The sequence below is a fragment of the Capnocytophaga sp. HP1101 genome (genome assembly GCF_054772415.1).
This window is the reverse complement of record NZ_BPUU01000002.1, coordinates 1-15,723: the sequence shown is the minus strand read 5'-3', so window position 1 is coordinate 15,723 and position 15,723 is coordinate 1. Positions and strand designations below refer to the sequence as shown.

General features: G+C 39.3%; 14 protein-coding genes. 6 read left to right on the top strand and 8 right to left on the bottom strand.

Annotated elements, in window-relative coordinates:
- The first annotated feature begins 146 nt into the window (after positions 1-146).
- From RCZ04_RS01065 to RCZ04_RS01050, 4 genes are all read left to right on the top strand, one after another.
- Positions 147-647 carry a hypothetical protein gene (locus RCZ04_RS01065; protein WP_460484081.1) on the top strand — a complete coding sequence of 167 codons (501 nt, stop codon included), beginning with the start codon at positions 147-149 and terminating at the stop codon, positions 645-647.
- A gap of 109 nt (positions 648-756) precedes the next feature.
- Positions 757-2,289: a leucine-rich repeat domain-containing protein gene (locus RCZ04_RS01060; protein ID WP_460484080.1), complete on the top strand. Its 1,533-nt coding sequence runs from the start codon at positions 757-759 to the stop codon at positions 2,287-2,289.
- 69 nt (positions 2,290-2,358) lie between these two features.
- Entirely contained in the window at positions 2,359-3,627 is a 1,269-nt protein-coding gene (locus RCZ04_RS01055; protein ID WP_460484079.1) for a hypothetical protein, read from the top strand.
- 20 nt (positions 3,628-3,647) lie between these two features.
- A complete protein-coding gene (locus tag RCZ04_RS01050) occupies positions 3,648-4,781 on the top strand; it encodes a PDDEXK-like family protein (protein ID WP_460484078.1) in 1,134 nt (377 codons plus the stop codon).
- Positions 4,782-4,902: 121 nt separating this feature from the next.
- Here RCZ04_RS01050 and rpoN read toward each other — a convergent pair whose 3' ends face one another.
- The 6 genes from rpoN to RCZ04_RS01020 all read right to left on the bottom strand — a co-directional run bounded on the left by rpoN (position 4,903) and on the right by RCZ04_RS01020 (position 11,634).
- Complete coding sequence (gene rpoN / locus RCZ04_RS01045) at positions 4,903-6,369, bottom strand: RNA polymerase factor sigma-54 (protein WP_460484077.1); 1,467 nt, start codon at positions 6,367-6,369, stop codon at positions 4,903-4,905.
- Between the two features lie 32 nt (positions 6,370-6,401).
- A complete protein-coding gene (locus RCZ04_RS01040) occupies positions 6,402-7,541 on the bottom strand; it encodes a glycosyltransferase family 4 protein (protein WP_460484076.1) in 1,140 nt (379 codons plus the stop codon).
- Between the two features lie 135 nt (positions 7,542-7,676).
- The gene (locus tag RCZ04_RS01035) at positions 7,677-8,660 is read right to left on the bottom strand and encodes a cation diffusion facilitator family transporter (protein ID WP_460484075.1); all 984 of its coding nucleotides are present in this window, start codon (positions 8,658-8,660) and stop codon (positions 7,677-7,679) included.
- 10 nt (positions 8,661-8,670) lie between these two features.
- Positions 8,671-10,086, bottom strand: coding sequence for an alkaline phosphatase (locus RCZ04_RS01030; protein ID WP_460484074.1), 1,416 nt, complete (start codon positions 10,084-10,086; stop codon positions 8,671-8,673).
- A gap of 37 nt (positions 10,087-10,123) precedes the next feature.
- Positions 10,124-11,173, bottom strand: coding sequence for a thiamine-phosphate kinase (thiL, locus tag RCZ04_RS01025; protein WP_460484073.1), 1,050 nt, complete (start codon positions 11,171-11,173; stop codon positions 10,124-10,126).
- Positions 11,170-11,634 (bottom strand): DinB family protein, encoded by a 465-nt coding sequence (locus RCZ04_RS01020; RefSeq protein WP_460484072.1) that lies wholly within the window; start codon positions 11,632-11,634, stop codon positions 11,170-11,172. The genes thiL and RCZ04_RS01020 overlap by 4 nt, the downstream gene beginning before the upstream one ends.
- A gap of 909 nt (positions 11,635-12,543) precedes the next feature.
- Here RCZ04_RS01020 and RCZ04_RS01015 point away from each other — a divergent pair.
- Both RCZ04_RS01015 and RCZ04_RS01010 read left to right on the top strand, forming a co-directional pair.
- A complete protein-coding gene (locus RCZ04_RS01015) occupies positions 12,544-12,987 on the top strand; it encodes a hypothetical protein (RefSeq protein WP_460484071.1) in 444 nt (147 codons plus the stop codon).
- 290 nt (positions 12,988-13,277) lie between these two features.
- Complete coding sequence (locus tag RCZ04_RS01010; RefSeq protein WP_460484070.1) at positions 13,278-14,042, top strand: lysophospholipid acyltransferase family protein; 765 nt, start codon at positions 13,278-13,280, stop codon at positions 14,040-14,042.
- On the opposite strand, the gene RCZ04_RS01005 is transcribed toward RCZ04_RS01010, so the two are convergent.
- Both RCZ04_RS01005 and RCZ04_RS01000 read right to left on the bottom strand, forming a co-directional pair.
- Positions 14,005-14,589, bottom strand: a complete 585-nt coding sequence (locus RCZ04_RS01005) for a riboflavin synthase (RefSeq protein ID WP_460484069.1) — start codon at positions 14,587-14,589, stop codon at positions 14,005-14,007. The genes RCZ04_RS01010 and RCZ04_RS01005 overlap by 38 nt on opposite strands.
- Before the next feature lie 42 nt (positions 14,590-14,631).
- Positions 14,632-15,627 (bottom strand): NAD(P)H-dependent glycerol-3-phosphate dehydrogenase, encoded by a 996-nt coding sequence (locus tag RCZ04_RS01000; protein WP_460484068.1) that lies wholly within the window; start codon positions 15,625-15,627, stop codon positions 14,632-14,634.
- Positions 15,628-15,723 lie beyond the last annotated feature (96 nt).

Genomic DNA, 15,723 nt, shown 5'->3' with positions numbered 1-15,723 from the left:
CAAGCAAGCAAGCAAGCAAGCCTAATTTATGTCTTCGCGCGTAATGTAAATATTTTTAATTCAAAAAGCAAGCCAACCGTAGATTAAACATCTGCGGTTGGCTTGCTTTGTTTTGTCCTTTTGTAAACAATAAAAACATTCATAATATGAGCTTAAATAATTTGAACAATGTTCACCTTACTGCTGAACAAGAGAAAGCCGTAGGCGATGCTCTTACTGCTTTGGAAACCACATTGCAACTTTTGCAACACAATCTTACTCCAGAAGATCGCAACCGCTACGGACGCGTAAACGAGCAAAACAAACTGCTCATTAACAAAGTGGCTGAGTTCGCTCAAAACCAACCTACCTTGAAGAGTATAGATGTGGATTGGGACGAGTTTTTCCGCGACTTTAAAAGCCGACAATTTACTGAACAAATTATCCACCGTTTGGAGAACCTGCTCGACCGCCTAAAGAACGCCAAAACGCTGTATGATTACGACAACTACCAAGATTCACTAAACGACTACAATTATACCGCTTTTCGCGCAGGTAGTAATGCGGTAGGGTTTGAAAGTAAATACCGTGAGTTGAAACAATTTTTTGCTCGTAATCGTAAAAGCGACGCTTCTAATGATGTAAATGACCTAAAAGTGGGTAATTAAGGTATAAAGTTGGGCGTTTTAGTTGTAAAATCAAACCTTTTAAGTGCAAGTTTTTACTTAAAAAGTATATTTTTACACTTCTAAGGTGTGAAATAATACCTTAATAGGTGTGGAGTTTGATGTTAGAAGTGTAATATTTTACGTAAAATACTCAACAGAAGATGTAAAACAGTATATTTTTATTAATAACTTAAATAATTTTTATCAAACAATGAAAAAGTTTATTTTAATTACAGTAGCCGTGCTAATGGCACTGGCTGTTAGCAATTGCGGTAAAGAAACCGAAAAAGTAATTGAACGTGTAGAAGTACAGAAAGGTAACCAAATTCTTTCGGGTATAGGAGCTCCTGATGCTTCTTTAGGGAATGTAGGTGACTATTATCTCGACAAAAGTACTGGGGAACTCTACGGAGCAAAAACGGCACAAGGTTGGGGAACCCCCATAAATTTAAAGGGACAAGATGGAGCTAATGGTAGCAACGGACAAAATGGTAGTAGCGGAACAAAAATACTTTCTGGTACGACTACTCCCACTACCTCACAAGGAGAGGTAGGAGATTGGTATATTGATACCCAAAATAAACGTCTCTACGGACCAAAAACAGAAAATGGTTGGGGGACTTCATTTATTACTTTAGGAGAAGGGAATACACCTCAACCTCAACCACAAACAATTTCTCCTGATGACTACGAATTGATCAATGATGGGAGAATGTTAATTAAGTGGAAAAATAAAAACTTTACAAGTATTGATATGCAAGCTGATGAAGTATTGCGTAATGTTACAGATATTAGTAACTACGTTTTTCAAAATCATACAAATTTAACTTCAATAGTTTTACCTGAGGGATTAAAAACCATTGGCGGTTCGGCTTTTGAAGGTTGTAATTTAAAAAGTGTTGTTATTCCTAATGGAGTAAGAGAAATAGGACCTTATGCTTTTAGTAAAAATCAACTAACTGCTGTTACAATTCCTAATAGTGTAACAAGAATATGGTATTCTGCTTTTTCAGATAATAAATTAACTTCAGTTATTATTCCAAATGGCATAACAATTATAGAGAATAATGTGTTTTCAAATAACGAATTAACTTCAGTTGTTATCCCAAGTGGGGTAACAAAAATAGGATATTCTGCTTTTTCTAATAATAAATTGACTTCAGTTATTATTCCAAATGGCATAACAATTATAGAGGATAATGTGTTTTCAAATAACAAATTAACTTCTGTTGTTATTCCAAATACTATAACAGTTATAGAGACTGGTGTATTCTCTAATAATCAATTAACCTCTATTATTATTCCTAATAATGTAATAAAAATAGAAATGAATGCCTTTTGGAATAATCAATTAACTTCTGTTACCATTGGGACTAATGTAAAAAGCATTGGAGAAACAGCATTTCATACAAATCAATTGACTTCTATTACTTTTCCCTCCAGTGTAACAAACATTGGAGATGCTGCTTTTTCATATAATGAATTAAAATCTATCACTTTTCAAGGAACAACACCTCCAACTATAAAGGCTCATTTTGATAGTACTTTGGAGAATATTTATGTTCCAGCAAGTGCAGTAAATGCTTATAAAAATGCAGTAGGGTTTAAAGAATATGTAAGTATCATAAAACCCAAACCATAAAAACAAGTATAGGGGAGTGGCTATGGTCACTCCTCTATAATAAAAATACAAGCTCAAAATTTTTTACCAATGAAAAAAGTAATTATTTTTATCATTTTATGTTTTGCTATTATACAAGTACAAGCACAAACTATTGTTGTTTATAAAGTAGAACCTCGCAAAACAACCACAAAGTATTATGGAGAGAAAGAAACTCCCTATTACGTAAAAAGCTTACAGTTTGTTACAGACTATGAAACTACAAATATCAATGAGGTTAACAATATTCTAAAACTAAAAGAAATGTCATTAGAAACAGACTTTAATGATATTGTAGAATTTATGAAAACACACCATCTACAAACAGGAAATAAAGTAGATGAAGTAATAGATTTGAACAAACTATCAAAATCTGACGTCAAAAGGCAGATAAAAAAATACGGTAGTATACAAGTGGTAGGGTGGGATAAGACAGTGTCTTCCAAAACTCCTATTAAAGATAAATACGACACCTATTTATCTAATAAAAAATATGTAGAAAATGCTGATTCAGGGAAAATAAAGAAAACAGAACTAGATTGGATAATATCGCCTGAATATACTGCTGATTTTATCACAAAAGATGTGTATGAAATTTCTTTAGATAAAATTCAAAATGAGAAAGAGTATTATATGAATAGCGAAAATTGGGATCAAGTAGTATATAATGCTTCTGATAATAAATATGTAATGCCTGAATTACAAAAATATGGCGTAAAATATAACACAATGGAAAATAGGAAGTATACTATTTTTGAATATGAAGGAAATAAGTATGCTGTAACTTCAGAACATTTAGCTTATGAAAGAGAAAAATATAAAAAAGAGATTGAAGAAGCAAAATTAGAGGAAGAATATCAAAAGAAATTTGAAAAATTACCTCAAAAATATACCTATATAAAAAATGGAGGACTTGATGGTTGTGATATTATCCAATCTAAGTCATTTAAAATGGAATTAACAATTGCAAGAAAAGAACTATTTGTGGAAAAAGGTGTAGCTATGTTAGATGAATTAGAAAAAGATATAGCCCAAATAATAGCTATTTACACTCAATCAAATAAATACATTCCACAATTAGAAAAATACTCAAGTATATATATTGTGAAACGCAGTAAAATGTCTTCTGCAGATATTAATGCTTGGAAAGCTATAGCTAAGCAAGCCTTAAATATAGATTTGAGGGCAAATAAGATATCTAAAAAACTAAATGAAGAATATGCTTTTCCTTTTGGTTTTGAGATTTTATCAAAAGAAGATAAAAAACACGATCTACTTACAGATTATATAATTGGAGCAAGAGCTATTATCGGATTTTAGAAAATTAACAACTACAAAATATGGAACACTTACAGAATTTATTAAGCCAAATAGCTCTTGTTAATAAGAAAAACAATGAGATATTGGAGGCTACAGGAGGTCGCTTTAATATGTTCGGTATTTGTGGGGTTAATCACTATGAGAATACGCATTCGGCTATTCTTGCAGAGCTATTAAACCCTAAAGGTAGCCATTCACTCAAAAGTCAGTTTCTCACGGCTTTTTTAGAGACTATTGGTAAAGAATTTACTTTGCCAGATTTTGAAGCTACCAATGCTACTGTCTATACAGAATATTTCACTGATAATGGGCGTATTGATATCCTTATCAAAGACCTTAAAGGGAATGCGTTTATTATTGAAAATAAAATCTATGCAGGAGACCAGTACGAACAACTGAAAAGATATAATGCTTTTGCTAAGAAAAACTTTAAAAACTATCAAATCTATTATCTCACTCTTTATGGTACTGAGGCTTCTGCGCAAAGTGCTGAGGAGGTAGCATATAACACTATTTCGTATGCAGAAACTATTATTCAATGGTTAGATAAATGTATTGCTCTTGCAGTACGTTTGCCTTTGGTGCGAGAAACGCTTATTCAATATAGTAATCATCTAAAACAACTTACAAACCAAGATATGAATAGTAAAAATCAAGAAGAAATTGTTGGCATTTTAGCTAATATTGAAAATCTAAAAGCCGCAAAAGTTATCAGTCAAAACTATGGAGAGACTTTTAATTTTATATCACGAAAATATTTTAGTCCTAAAATGGAATCTTGGACTAAAGAAAAAGGGCTTGACTATCATTATGAAATAAGTGAAGAAGAATATGTAAGATTCTATCTCACTAAAACCGAGTGGCAAGGTAGATTTTGGATAGGATTTACTTTTGAAAGAGGTTATTACTATGGAATATGTAATAATCCTAATAATCATAAAGTTTCAGAAGACAATAGAGCAACTTTGCGAGAAAAGTTAGGGAACTTTGGAGTTGAAATGAAAAGTTCAAATTGGTGGCCTTGTTATGCTTATATTCCTAATCTCTCAATAGATACTTGGGAATCAGATATTATTAAAAGTGATAATTTCTTTGAAACTTGTAAACAAAGAATAGAAACGTTACTTAAAGCAATAGAAGGCTTAGATTTGTAATATCCTTCACCTTACAACAAACAAAAACTCCAGTACAGTCTTTCGCTATACTGGAGTTTTATATTTGCCCGTGCGGCTCGCACTTTTGCCTGTGCGGCTCGCACTGTAACTCGTCATTAGACTACAGTTCTTTTCGCAATCTCGCTACTGGGATATCCAATTGTTCGCGGTATTTGGCAATGGTACGGCGGGCAATAGGGTAGCCTTTTTCTTTGAGGAGATTAGCGAGCTCATCGTCAGGGAGGGGTTTGCTCTTGTCCTCTTTAGAGATGATTTGCTGTAATATCTGCTTGATTTCACGGGTAGAAACGTCTTCTCCTTGGTCGTTCTTCATCGATTCTGAAAAGAAATCCTTAATGAGCTTAGTGCCGTAAGGGGTAGTTACGTACTTACTACTGGCCACCCGCGATACAGTAGAGATGTCCATACCCACCTTGTCGGCTATATCTTTGAGGATAAGGGGCTTTATTTTCAGTTCGTCGCCTGTGAGGAAGTACTCGCGCTGGTGTTCCATAATAGCGTCCATCGTGATGAGGAGCGTTTGTTGTCGCTGGCGAATCGCATCGATAAACCACTTTGCCGAATCCAATTTCTGCTTGATAAAGAACACCGCTTCTTTTTGCGAATTGCTCTTTTCCTTGCTCTTCTTATAAGTATCGAGCATCGTGCTGTATTCCTTAGAAACGTGCAGTTCAGGGGCATTGCGCCCGTTCAGGGAGAGTTCCAAATCGTTATCCACTACCTTTACAGTAAAGTCGGAGATGATTTGCTCAATATGCACATTGCTGCCCACATACGAACTGCCAGGTTTAGGGTTCAGGCGTTCCACCTCCTGCACCGCCTCTTTCAGTTGTTCTTCAGTGACCAAAAAGCGTTGTTGCAGTTTGCTGTAGTGTTTTTTAGTAAACGCCTCGAAAGCCTCGGTAAGCATATCGATAGCCAATAGTACTGCGGGCGTTTGTTTTTTGCGTTTGAGCTGGATGAGCAAACACTCTTGCAGGTCGGCAGCGCCTACACCAGCAGGGTCTAATTGAAAGATAATCTGTTGGCGTATTTGTTCTACGTGATCTTCTTCGGTATAGATATTTTGGGTAAAAGCGAGGTCGTCGGTAAGGTCTTGAGTAGAGCGGCGTATGTAGCCAGTGTCGTCTATGCTACCCACGAGGAATTCCGCAATGAGGTAATCCTCGTCCGAGAGGGGGAAAGTATTCAATTGGTTGATAAGCGATTGGTGGAAGGACACTTCGGCGCTGAAAGGGATATCGCGATCCTCATCGTCGTCGCTGTAGTTATTGGCGTGCAGGCGATAGTCGGGTATTTCGTCATCGCTGAGGTATTCATCGATGTTGATATCGTCCATATCAATCACATCGCTGTCGTTATATTCATCGGCTGAGTTGTCGAACTCATCGTGGAATTCGTCTAAAGCATCTTCTTCGCGTCCTGATTCTAAGGCAGGGTTTTCCTCCATCTCCTGTTTTACGCGTTGTTCAAAGGCGAGAGTGGGGAGTTGTACGAGCTTCATCAGCTGTATTTGCTGAGGGGAGAGCTTTTGTGAGAGTTTAAGTTGTAAATTCTGTTTTAGCATTTCTTATGGTATAGGGCGCAAAGGTACGAAAATTATTTCTTTTTTATAATTTCCTTTACAATATGTCGTATTTTTTGTTTCTTCTTACGAGTATGATAACTTCTATTCACATAAAAGAGAAGTCCTGCCAATCCTATAAAAATAACCCCCAAAACAACTCCTAAATAAACGGAAGATAGAAAAGTATTGAGATATAAAATAACCACGCAAACAATTAAATTAATCAGAGCTAATAGCACACTTGCTTGTGTGTGTGATAGTTTCATATAGTCAATCATCACGTGATGGATATGACTGCGGTCGGCTTTAAAAGGCTTGCCGTGACGTAATAAGCGGGTGGTGAACACGCGGGTAGTATCAAAAAAGGGGATGAAAATAATTGCAAGAAGTACCCATATTTTATTTGTGGGATGTATGATAGCACTTTCTAAGGCTTCAGTTTTTAAAGCAAAGAATTTAATAGCGAGGACTGCGATGAGAAAACCAGCAATCATAGAACCTGTATCTCCCATAAACACTCGTTTCCTTACCGATAAATTATAGCGTAAAAAAGCTAATAAAAAACCTATACATAGAATTGATAACAAGAAGTAGTAATACAGTTGAGCATCGTAGAAAACATAGGCAAAAGCCCCAAAAATCACAATGCCAACCATTGCGGCTGAGCCGTTGATACCATCGATAAGATTGTAAGAGTTTACAATCATCATCATCATACCGCAACTCATAAAAATAGAAAGCCAATAAGGAATATCAGTAATGCCTAAGAAATCATCCAGAGTAGTGATTTTAAGCCCAGTTCCTAAGAAAAGCATCAGGGTAGCTATGATTTGACCTATGATTTTAGTACTCGGATTTACACCTACGAGGTCATCTTTTAAGCCAACAAAAAAGAGTACACCTACACCCGATAAGATGTTAATACCTACATTGTCATTATCGAAAAAACGAAGTAAAAAGAGAGAAAAAACTAAACTTACAAAAAAAGAAATACCTCCTAAGGTAGGTGTTTTTTCTTTATGTGAACTACGTGCATTAGGTTTGTCCATTAGGTTTTTGTACTTTGACACGTATATGATACTTGGCAAAGAGAAGTACGCTACTCCCAAAGAGAGTAGAAAAACGCATATGGTACTAAACCCTAAATTTTCTGAAAAGAAAGTAGTTATCATATTATCTATAAAAGCAGTATTTCGGTGCAAAATTAATAAATGTACTTTAAACAAGCAAGAATATCGTTAGCTATTTATAGGTCGTACATCAAAATTAAACCTCTAAGAAACAATGTTTGTAATATGTAATTTGCATTATTGTTTTAGTGGTTCATATCTATGTTTGGCTACCCCTGCGATATTCTTCACGTCCCACTGTATAATTTGTACAAAAGGTTTTTGCCTAAAAGGGCAGTCAATAGTGCATAGCTCGCAGGAAAAAGGCTTGCAATAGTCTAAATGGAAGTTGAACTCTATGGTTCTATCCACCTTTTCTGCCAATAGGTGTATCACCTTTTCCATCTCTTGATGGGCATCTTTAAGCGAATAGTAGTAAGGCAGGGTGATGTGTGCATCGATGTGCAGGTGAGCCCCGAACTGCTGTATGCGCATATTGTGAATGTCTATCCATTCTTTTTTGCGGTTCTCCTGCAAGATGTTCACCAGTTCGGAAAAAAGGGCTTCGTCCTTCTCGTCCATAATGCCACTGAGGGCTTTGCGAACAATTTTGCCTCCTACAATGATGATGTATCCTCCAAAGAAGAAAGCTACTAAAGGGTCGAGCAGATGCCAACCTGTAAAGTGTACTAATAGCAAACTCACCACTACTCCTATGGTAGATACGGTATCCGATTGTAGATGCTTGCCTGAACTGATGAGCACTAAGGAGTTTTCGCGTTTTCCCTTTCGCTCCGAAATATATCCCATTACGTAGTTCATCAAGGCTGTGAAAGCAACAATAGCAATCCCCCAGTCCAATCGATTGAGAGATACGCCATTAATGAAAGAACTCACAGCCTCGATGATAATAAGTACTCCGGCAATAGCAATCAGTGCTCCTTCTACTGCCGAGGTTACAAACTCCACCTTGCCGTGCCCATAAGGGTGGTCGGCATCGCGCGGTTTGTTACATAGGTATAGTGAATAGAGCCCCATAAAGGCAGCAATAATATTCACAATGCTCTCCATCGCATCCGAAAAAACCGCATCGGAATGAGTGACCTGCCACGCAATGAGCTTCCCTATGAAAAGTACTACCCCTACAAAGGCAATGATTTGCTGAAAGCGAAAGTTTTTCATTTCCTAACTCCTAAACCCTAACACTTACCTCAGCTGCCTCCAACAAGAAATTGTGTATATCGGTATTGCGCATAAAAGGTTTTAGATTTTCACTACCTGGTCCGTACATTGCCAATTCAGTGTAATCGGATGAGTGATCCATACTGATCCAACCTACGGAAGTGTACGCTTTTTGTATGTCGGCAAAAAGTCGGTAGGGCAAGTGTTTGTAATTGTACAAGCCTTCTTCAGTGCGTTCAGCCTTCGAATAGTAAGCAAGGAGTTCTTTAGTTTGCTCTTCCGTAAGGTTAATACCTCCGCAATATTGAGCTACGTGCTCGCGCACTTTGGCTACTGAATCGTTAGGGTTGATGTGTTGCAATATCCAGTCGTTAGAGTGAGTAAAGTTTTGCAGACGGTCAAAGTTGTCGTTGCACTGTTTTCCATAGATAAGTCCGGGGTTCGCATTACCGTGGTCAGAGGTAATCACCACAAGGGTATTGCCGTCGGCTTTAGCAAAGTCGAGGGCGACTTTTATTGCCTCATCAAAAGCTACTTGGTCGTAGAGCAATGCCCCTATGTCGTTGCCGTGTGCAGCCCAGTCTACTTTACCACCTTCGACTTGTATTACAAAGCCGTTAGGGTGATTTTTGAGCTGGTCGATAGCCTTAGCGGTCATCTCGGCAAGAGTAGGCGTTTTAGCTTGTTCTTCACTACTTTGCGCGCGGTCAATAGAGTAGGGGAGGGCATCTTCGGCAAAGAGTCCGTAGAGAGGTTTATTAGTAGCCGCTTTCAGCATTTCGTTGCGTGTGCGGGCTACCGTATAGCCTTTCTTTTTGAGTACAGCAAAAAGGTCTTTCTTATCCTTCCGATGGGCAGGGTCAAAGTATTTGCTACCCCCGCCTAACATCACGTCAAAGCCTAATTCGCTATAGTTGAGCGCAATCTCATCCATCGCATTGCGGCTTTTGCTCCAAGTGCAGAAACCCGCAGGCGTAGCGTGATTGATCATTACAGTAGTAATGCAGCCCACCTTCTTACCCGCTTTCTTGAACTTTTGCAAGATAGGCATATTCTCTTTGCCATTAGGACTGATATTGAGGCTCCCGTTGTTAATACGTACCCCACCGCCCCAAGAGGAGCTCGCTGCTGCTGAATCGGTTACTACTGAGCTCGCCGATGCCATATCCATTACCGCGCGCTGTGCAAGGTTTTGTTCGTATAGCTCCATCCAGGCGGATGGGCGACCAAACTTGCGCTTGAGATAGAGGTCAGCCATTACCAAAGTGCCAAAACTCATCCCGTCACTCACCATAAAGATGATGTTCTTAGTGCGTTTGTTGCGGTGTGCTTCTTTGAGGGTTTGTGCCTGTAAATCAAAGGACGGCAATACCAATCCTCCTAAAGCTGCTAACGCACCATTTTTAAAAAAGGCTCTTCTTTTCATATATTTTACTATTTTTTTATCCAATAATCATTAATCATTAACCATTGCTCAGTGCGTTCCATCCCTTGGCAATAATCGGGATAAACTGACCCGCACGAGTGATGAGGTTTACCCCCTCCTCCTTATCAGTGATGTAGCCTATCACGCTGAAATTAGGGTTACCCTTGATCTTGTCGTAATCACTTTGTGCAATGGTAAAGAGCAGTTCATAGTCCTCGCCACCGCTGAGAGCAATGGTAGTACTATCTAAATTAAACTCCTCACAAGTGCTAATAACCTGAGGGTCAAGCGGGATTTTCTCCTCATATAGCCTACAACCCACTCCCGATTGCTTGCAAATGTGCAGTATCTCCGACGATAAGCCGTCGCTTACGTCCATCATCGCAGTAGGTTTTACGCCCAATTGCTTGAGTAATGGCGGAATGTCCTTGCGAGCTTCAGGTTTCAGTTGCCGTTCCAAGATGTACGAATACATCTCTATATCGGGCTGAGAGTTCGGGTTTACCTGAAATACCGCTTTCTCGCGCTCCAATATCTGCAAGCCCATATACGCGCCCCCTATGTCGCCGGTAAGCACCACAAGGTCATTAGGTTGCGCCCCGTTGCGATATACCAAATCTTCTTCGGCGGCTTCACCAATAGCCGTTACCGAAATGATAAGTCCACGTGTAGACGAAGTGGTGTCGCCTCCTACTAAATCTACGTTATAATGCTCGCACGCCAAGCGTATGCCCGCATAGAGTTCCTCTAAAGCTTCTAAAGGAAAACGATTGGAAACCGCTATCGATACGGTTACTTGCGTAGCCGTGGCGTTCATCGCATATATATCAGAAACATTCACCACTACCGATTTATACCCCAAGTGCTTCAACGGCACATAGCTGAGGTCAAAATGTACCCCCTCAATGAGCAGGTCGGTAGAGATGACCGTTCTCTTATCTTTAAAATCCATTACCGCAGCATCGTCGCCTACCCCTTTGAGTGTTGAAGGGTTTTTGAGCTCAAAATCTTTGGTCAGCAAATCTATCAGGCCAAACTCACCTAAGTCAGCTAATGAGGTGCGGTGGGGTTCTTTGTCTTCTATCATTTAGCAAAATAGTTTAAGGCAATCACTACCCCAAGGTGCATTCCCTCGTGGGTATTGTTGAAATTTATTGCATCTTCAATACAAGTAAGCGCATAGCCGTAGCTGGTAGTATAAGGCGTAAAGTTGCTGAACGCCCCCCGCTCATAGTCGGCTTGCAATTGTTTCTGACTGCTGATAAGCAAAGCACGTAGTTCCTGTATCTCGTCAGCAGTAGGAATATGCCCATCGGGATAAGTCCCTTTTTTATAAGTATCTACAAAAGCCTCAGACACCGCGTAATCAAGTCCCGATAGCTTGTAGCACAATATCTGCTGTTGCGCCACGCAATGAGCGATATTCCACCATATATTATTGTGAAATCCTGCAGGCACTTGTGCTAATTGTTCAGGAGTTAGGTTCTCCAAATAGTCTAAAAGTCGATTGCGGGTTGCCACGTGTAGGGCAAATACTTGTTCTGTCATATAGTTCTTAGTCCTTGTTATTATTTGTTAGTTGAGAATTGAAAAAAATGAATGTATTACTCTATTGAGAATTATACTATTCGTCTATAATAACTCTACCACATAATGCCCCCTTTAGAGGTTATCTGCGAGAGCAGAGTAAGTGAATGGGGGGAGGTTTTTATTATTTTTCCTATCACCACACTCCCCCTTTGAAGGAAGTCTGCGAGAGCAGAGTATGTGAATAGGGGGAGGTTTCCATCGCATCTCCTCCTATTGCCTATTGCTCTAATTTTCCCCTGCCCGTCGTGCTACGACCTCTTTCTTTCGCCTCGAAACCCTATTTTCGGCATTATTGGCATTATTGTATTATAGTATTAATCAATTATTTATATACCCTTTGTATAACAATCGTCCAAGATTCGTATAAGCTTCCTATAAGCTTTGTATAAGCTAACCATATCCATTTTACCTCTTATCTTTTATCTTTTACCTAAAAACTCCCTTCCGAACCTTTCCGTTTCCTTCCGAAATCACTAATGTGTCACTTTTAGCGATACACACTTTTCCAAAGTTTTTAATCGCTCGTCGTGCTACGACCTCGCACTGCCCGTGCGGCTCGCACTGCCCGTCGTGCTACGACCTTTGTCAAAGTTGATGATTAGCTTTATTCCCTCCGCTAACACAAGCTAAAAGCTCGCTTTTCTAAGACCCTCAGATTTTTTCAAAGTCTCTTTAACAAGTCTGAAATATCCAACACATCTGAATCTCTCCATCCTCGTCCTACAAGTCCGCTCAGTGCCTCGTCATTTGTTATTCGTCAATAATTGACAACTATCATCTAAAGGCAAAAGTACAAAAAATACTTTGAAGAAAGAAAAGAATTTCAAAAAGATTTGTATTTTTGCCCGCAAATTTAGAAATAATATTATGTATCAACTAATTAAACAAACACATTCACTATCTGCCTATCTTGTATTGATAGTCCTTATCGCAGCAGTTATCAATGCACTTATCGGATATTTTGGTAAGAGAAAATACTTTGGAGTAAAAGATCTCCGTCTGAGCTTATTTGCCTTAGTTTTCTCGCATATCCAACTGTTGTTAGGCTTGTTAGTCTACGTAGTTACTCCTCGTTTGCAAATGTGGGGAGAAGGAGCTAAAATAGTAATGAAAGACAGCTTGTTACGTCAACTATTGGTAGAGCACCCTATAATGAATATTATAGCGGTAACCTTAATTACTGTAGGGTGGGTAAAACTCAAAAAGCAAACTGAAGTGCGCAAGATGTATGGCAAAATAGCCTTGTTTTACGGCATTGCATTGGTGTGCTTGCTCTCAATGATTCCTTGGAGATTATGGTGGTTTGCCTAATAAAAAAAGTCCGATAGTAATATCGGACTTTTCCATTAACCAACCAAAACTTTAAATTATGAAAACTATTATTTGAAGTTTTACAATGAGATACCACCCTCATTGCGTTGGCAAAGGTACGGAAAAAAATTAAAGTAGCAAAGGGGAATTTGGTTTTAACAAAACTTTATTACCGTTTTAACGATACTTTTACACTGTAAAAAAATACTGCTAAGAGAGGTGCTGTTATTTATATATTTAGAAATCAGTAATATATTTTTCTTTGCCAAATTAATAATACATTATAGCAAATGAAACTCCTGAAATATACTTTTTGGCTACTGTGGAAATCTTGGTTCTACCTATGGGTACTCATCCTTATTCTTTTGTGGTTACCTCTGCTACTGTTGCTTACAGCACGGGAGAGTTGGTATCGCGCGTTCTACTGGGTAGCGCGTAACCTCTGGGCAATCCCTATACTGTACGGTATGGGCTTTTGGCCTAAGGTGCGCAGAGAATACGCCTTGTCTAACAACCGCTGCAGTTATATGTTAGTTGCTAATCACTACAGTATGATGGATATAATGCTAATGTTCTACTGTAGCCGTAACCCTTTCGTGTTTGTGGGGAAGAAAGAGCTGAGCAAAACGCCACTGTTTGGCTATTTCTACAAACGTGTAGCCATAATGGTAGACAGAAAGAGTCCGCAGAGTAGGAGAGAGGTTTATAGCCAAGCAATGGAGCGCATTGCTCAAGGCTTGAGCATCTGTATTTTCCCTGAAGGGGGCGTGCCTGATGATGAAAGTATAGTGCTTGACAACTTTAAGGACGGAGCTTTTCGCATTGCGATTGAGTGCCAAATACCTATCGTGCCAATGGTGTTCTACGATACTAAAAAGCGTTTTCCTTTCCGCTTTTTTGCGGGTAGTGTAGGCCCAATGCGTGTGGATATATTGTCGCCTATTGCTACCGAAGGTAAAACCCTTGAAGATAAAGACACTCTGCGCGAAGAGGTACGCGATTTGATATGGGAGAGACTTATCGCTGCATCAAGCGAGCGACATATTTACCGATAACATCGAATTCTAAGTTCACGATACTACCAATTTGAAGGTTGTGCAAGTTGGTGTGGGCTAAAGTATAAGGAATTACGGCTACTGAAAAGCTATGGGGCGTAGCATTAACTACGGTAAGACTTACGCCATTAACGGTAATAGAGCCCTTCTCAATGACTACGTTGCCTAATGAGGGATCGTATTGAAAAGTAAAGCGAGTGCTACCGTCTTCTTCTTGAATAACGGTACAAGTGCCGGTTTGGTCGGTGTGACCTTGCACGATATGACCGTCTAAACGGGTGCCCAAGAGCATACCGCGTTCTAAGTTTACCTCATCACCTGCTTGCAAGTATCCTAAGTGGGTTTTAGCAAGGGTTTCGGCAATGGCGGTTACTTGGTATACATCGCCGTCAATAGCGACTACGGTAAGGCATACCCCATTGTGGGCAACGCTTTGGTCTATTTTGAGTTCTTTAGTGAACGAACTTTGTACGTATAAATGCAAGTTTGCTTGCTCGCTTTCTACGCGTACGATTTTTCCTATTTCTTCTATAATTCCTGTAAACATAAAATTAATTAGCAAATTAAAAATTAGCAGATTAGAAATTAGCTAATCTAACTCTGCTGTGAGTTCTGCAAATACAAAGTTGGCTCTTTTGCCTTCGTAGAGCACTTTGTATATCGCATCGAGGATGGGGGTGCGGCTGGGTTTTTCTTGATTTTTGTTGATGAGGTAGGCGCTTTTGGTGGCGTAATAACCTTCGGCTACCATATTCATCTCAGCCATAGTGCTTTTCACGGTGTAGCCTTTGCCTATCATTGTGCCAAACATACGATTGCGACTGAAAAGCGAATAGGCGGTTACGAGCAAATCGCCGAGATAAGCGGAGTTGTTGATGTTGCGCTTTATCTTGTAAATGTGCTTGATATAGCGGCGCATTTCGCGAATGGCGTTGCTCATCAATACGCTTTGGAAATTATCACCGTAGCCCAGACCGTGGGCAATACCGGCTGCGAGGGCGTAGATGTTCTTGAGCATAGCAGCATACTCAATACCTACCACATCATCGGAGATTTTAGTCTTTACGTAGTGGCGTTTCATCGCTTCTGCTATGAAGCGGGCTTTTTCTTCATCGAGACAAGCGATGGTGAGGTAAGAGAGGCGTTCTAAGGCTACTTCCTCGGCGTGACAAGGTCCTGCGATGATGCCTATTTGTGCGTAGGGTACGTGATGTACTTTATTAAAATATTCCCCTACAATGAGTCCGCTTTTGGGTTCTATACCTTTGATAGCTGAAAAGATATTCTTACTTGATAGCGGCACCGTCAGTTTTTCGAGTTCGTCGCTCAAGAAAGCCGAGGGAATAGAGAATACGAGGTAATCGCTGAAAGCTACTGCCTCATTAATGTCGCTTGTGAGGTGTAGCTTGCTGATGTTCAGGTGTACATCGCTGAGGTAATTGGGGTTGTGTTTGGTAGCTTTGATGTGTTCAATTGCCTGCTCATTACGCATATACCAACATACTTGGTCGATATTGGCAGTAAAAATCTTGATGAGCGCTGTTGCCCAGCTACCTCCCCCTATGACTGATATTTTGGTTTCCACAATTGTTTGCTATTATTATTTTGGGGCAAAGATACGAAATAATACCATAATAGCAATAATGCCAATAATACTGATAATGCTAATAATACTGATAAT

Bases quoted from the DNA above. Each gene is read 5' to 3' on its own strand.
- RCZ04_RS01065 (WP_460484081.1), top strand. From the start codon at position 147: ATGAGCTTAAATAATTTGAACAATGTTCACCTTACTGCTGAACAAGAG.
- RCZ04_RS01055 (WP_460484079.1), top strand. From the start codon at position 2,359: ATGAAAAAAGTAATTATTTTTATCATTTTATGTTTTGCTATTATACAA.
- RCZ04_RS01050 (WP_460484078.1), top strand. From the start codon at position 3,648: ATGGAACACTTACAGAATTTATTAAGCCAAATAGCTCTTGTTAATAAG.
- rpoN (WP_460484077.1), bottom strand. From the start codon at position 6,369: ATGCTAAAACAGAATTTACAACTTAAACTCTCACAAAAGCTCTCCCCT.
- RCZ04_RS01040 (WP_460484076.1), bottom strand. From the start codon at position 7,541: ATGATAACTACTTTCTTTTCAGAAAATTTAGGGTTTAGTACCATATGC.
- RCZ04_RS01035 (WP_460484075.1), bottom strand. From the start codon at position 8,660: ATGAAAAACTTTCGCTTTCAGCAAATCATTGCCTTTGTAGGGGTAGTA.
- RCZ04_RS01030 (WP_460484074.1), bottom strand. From the start codon at position 10,086: ATGAAAAGAAGAGCCTTTTTTAAAAATGGTGCGTTAGCAGCTTTAGGA.
- thiL (WP_460484073.1), bottom strand. From the start codon at position 11,173: ATGATAGAAGACAAAGAACCCCACCGCACCTCATTAGCTGACTTAGGT.
- RCZ04_RS01020 (WP_460484072.1), bottom strand. From the start codon at position 11,634: ATGACAGAACAAGTATTTGCCCTACACGTGGCAACCCGCAATCGACTT.
- RCZ04_RS01015 (WP_460484071.1), top strand. From the start codon at position 12,544: ATGTATCAACTAATTAAACAAACACATTCACTATCTGCCTATCTTGTA.
- RCZ04_RS01010 (WP_460484070.1), top strand. From the start codon at position 13,278: ATGAAACTCCTGAAATATACTTTTTGGCTACTGTGGAAATCTTGGTTC.
- RCZ04_RS01005 (WP_460484069.1), bottom strand. From the start codon at position 14,589: ATGTTTACAGGAATTATAGAAGAAATAGGAAAAATCGTACGCGTAGAA.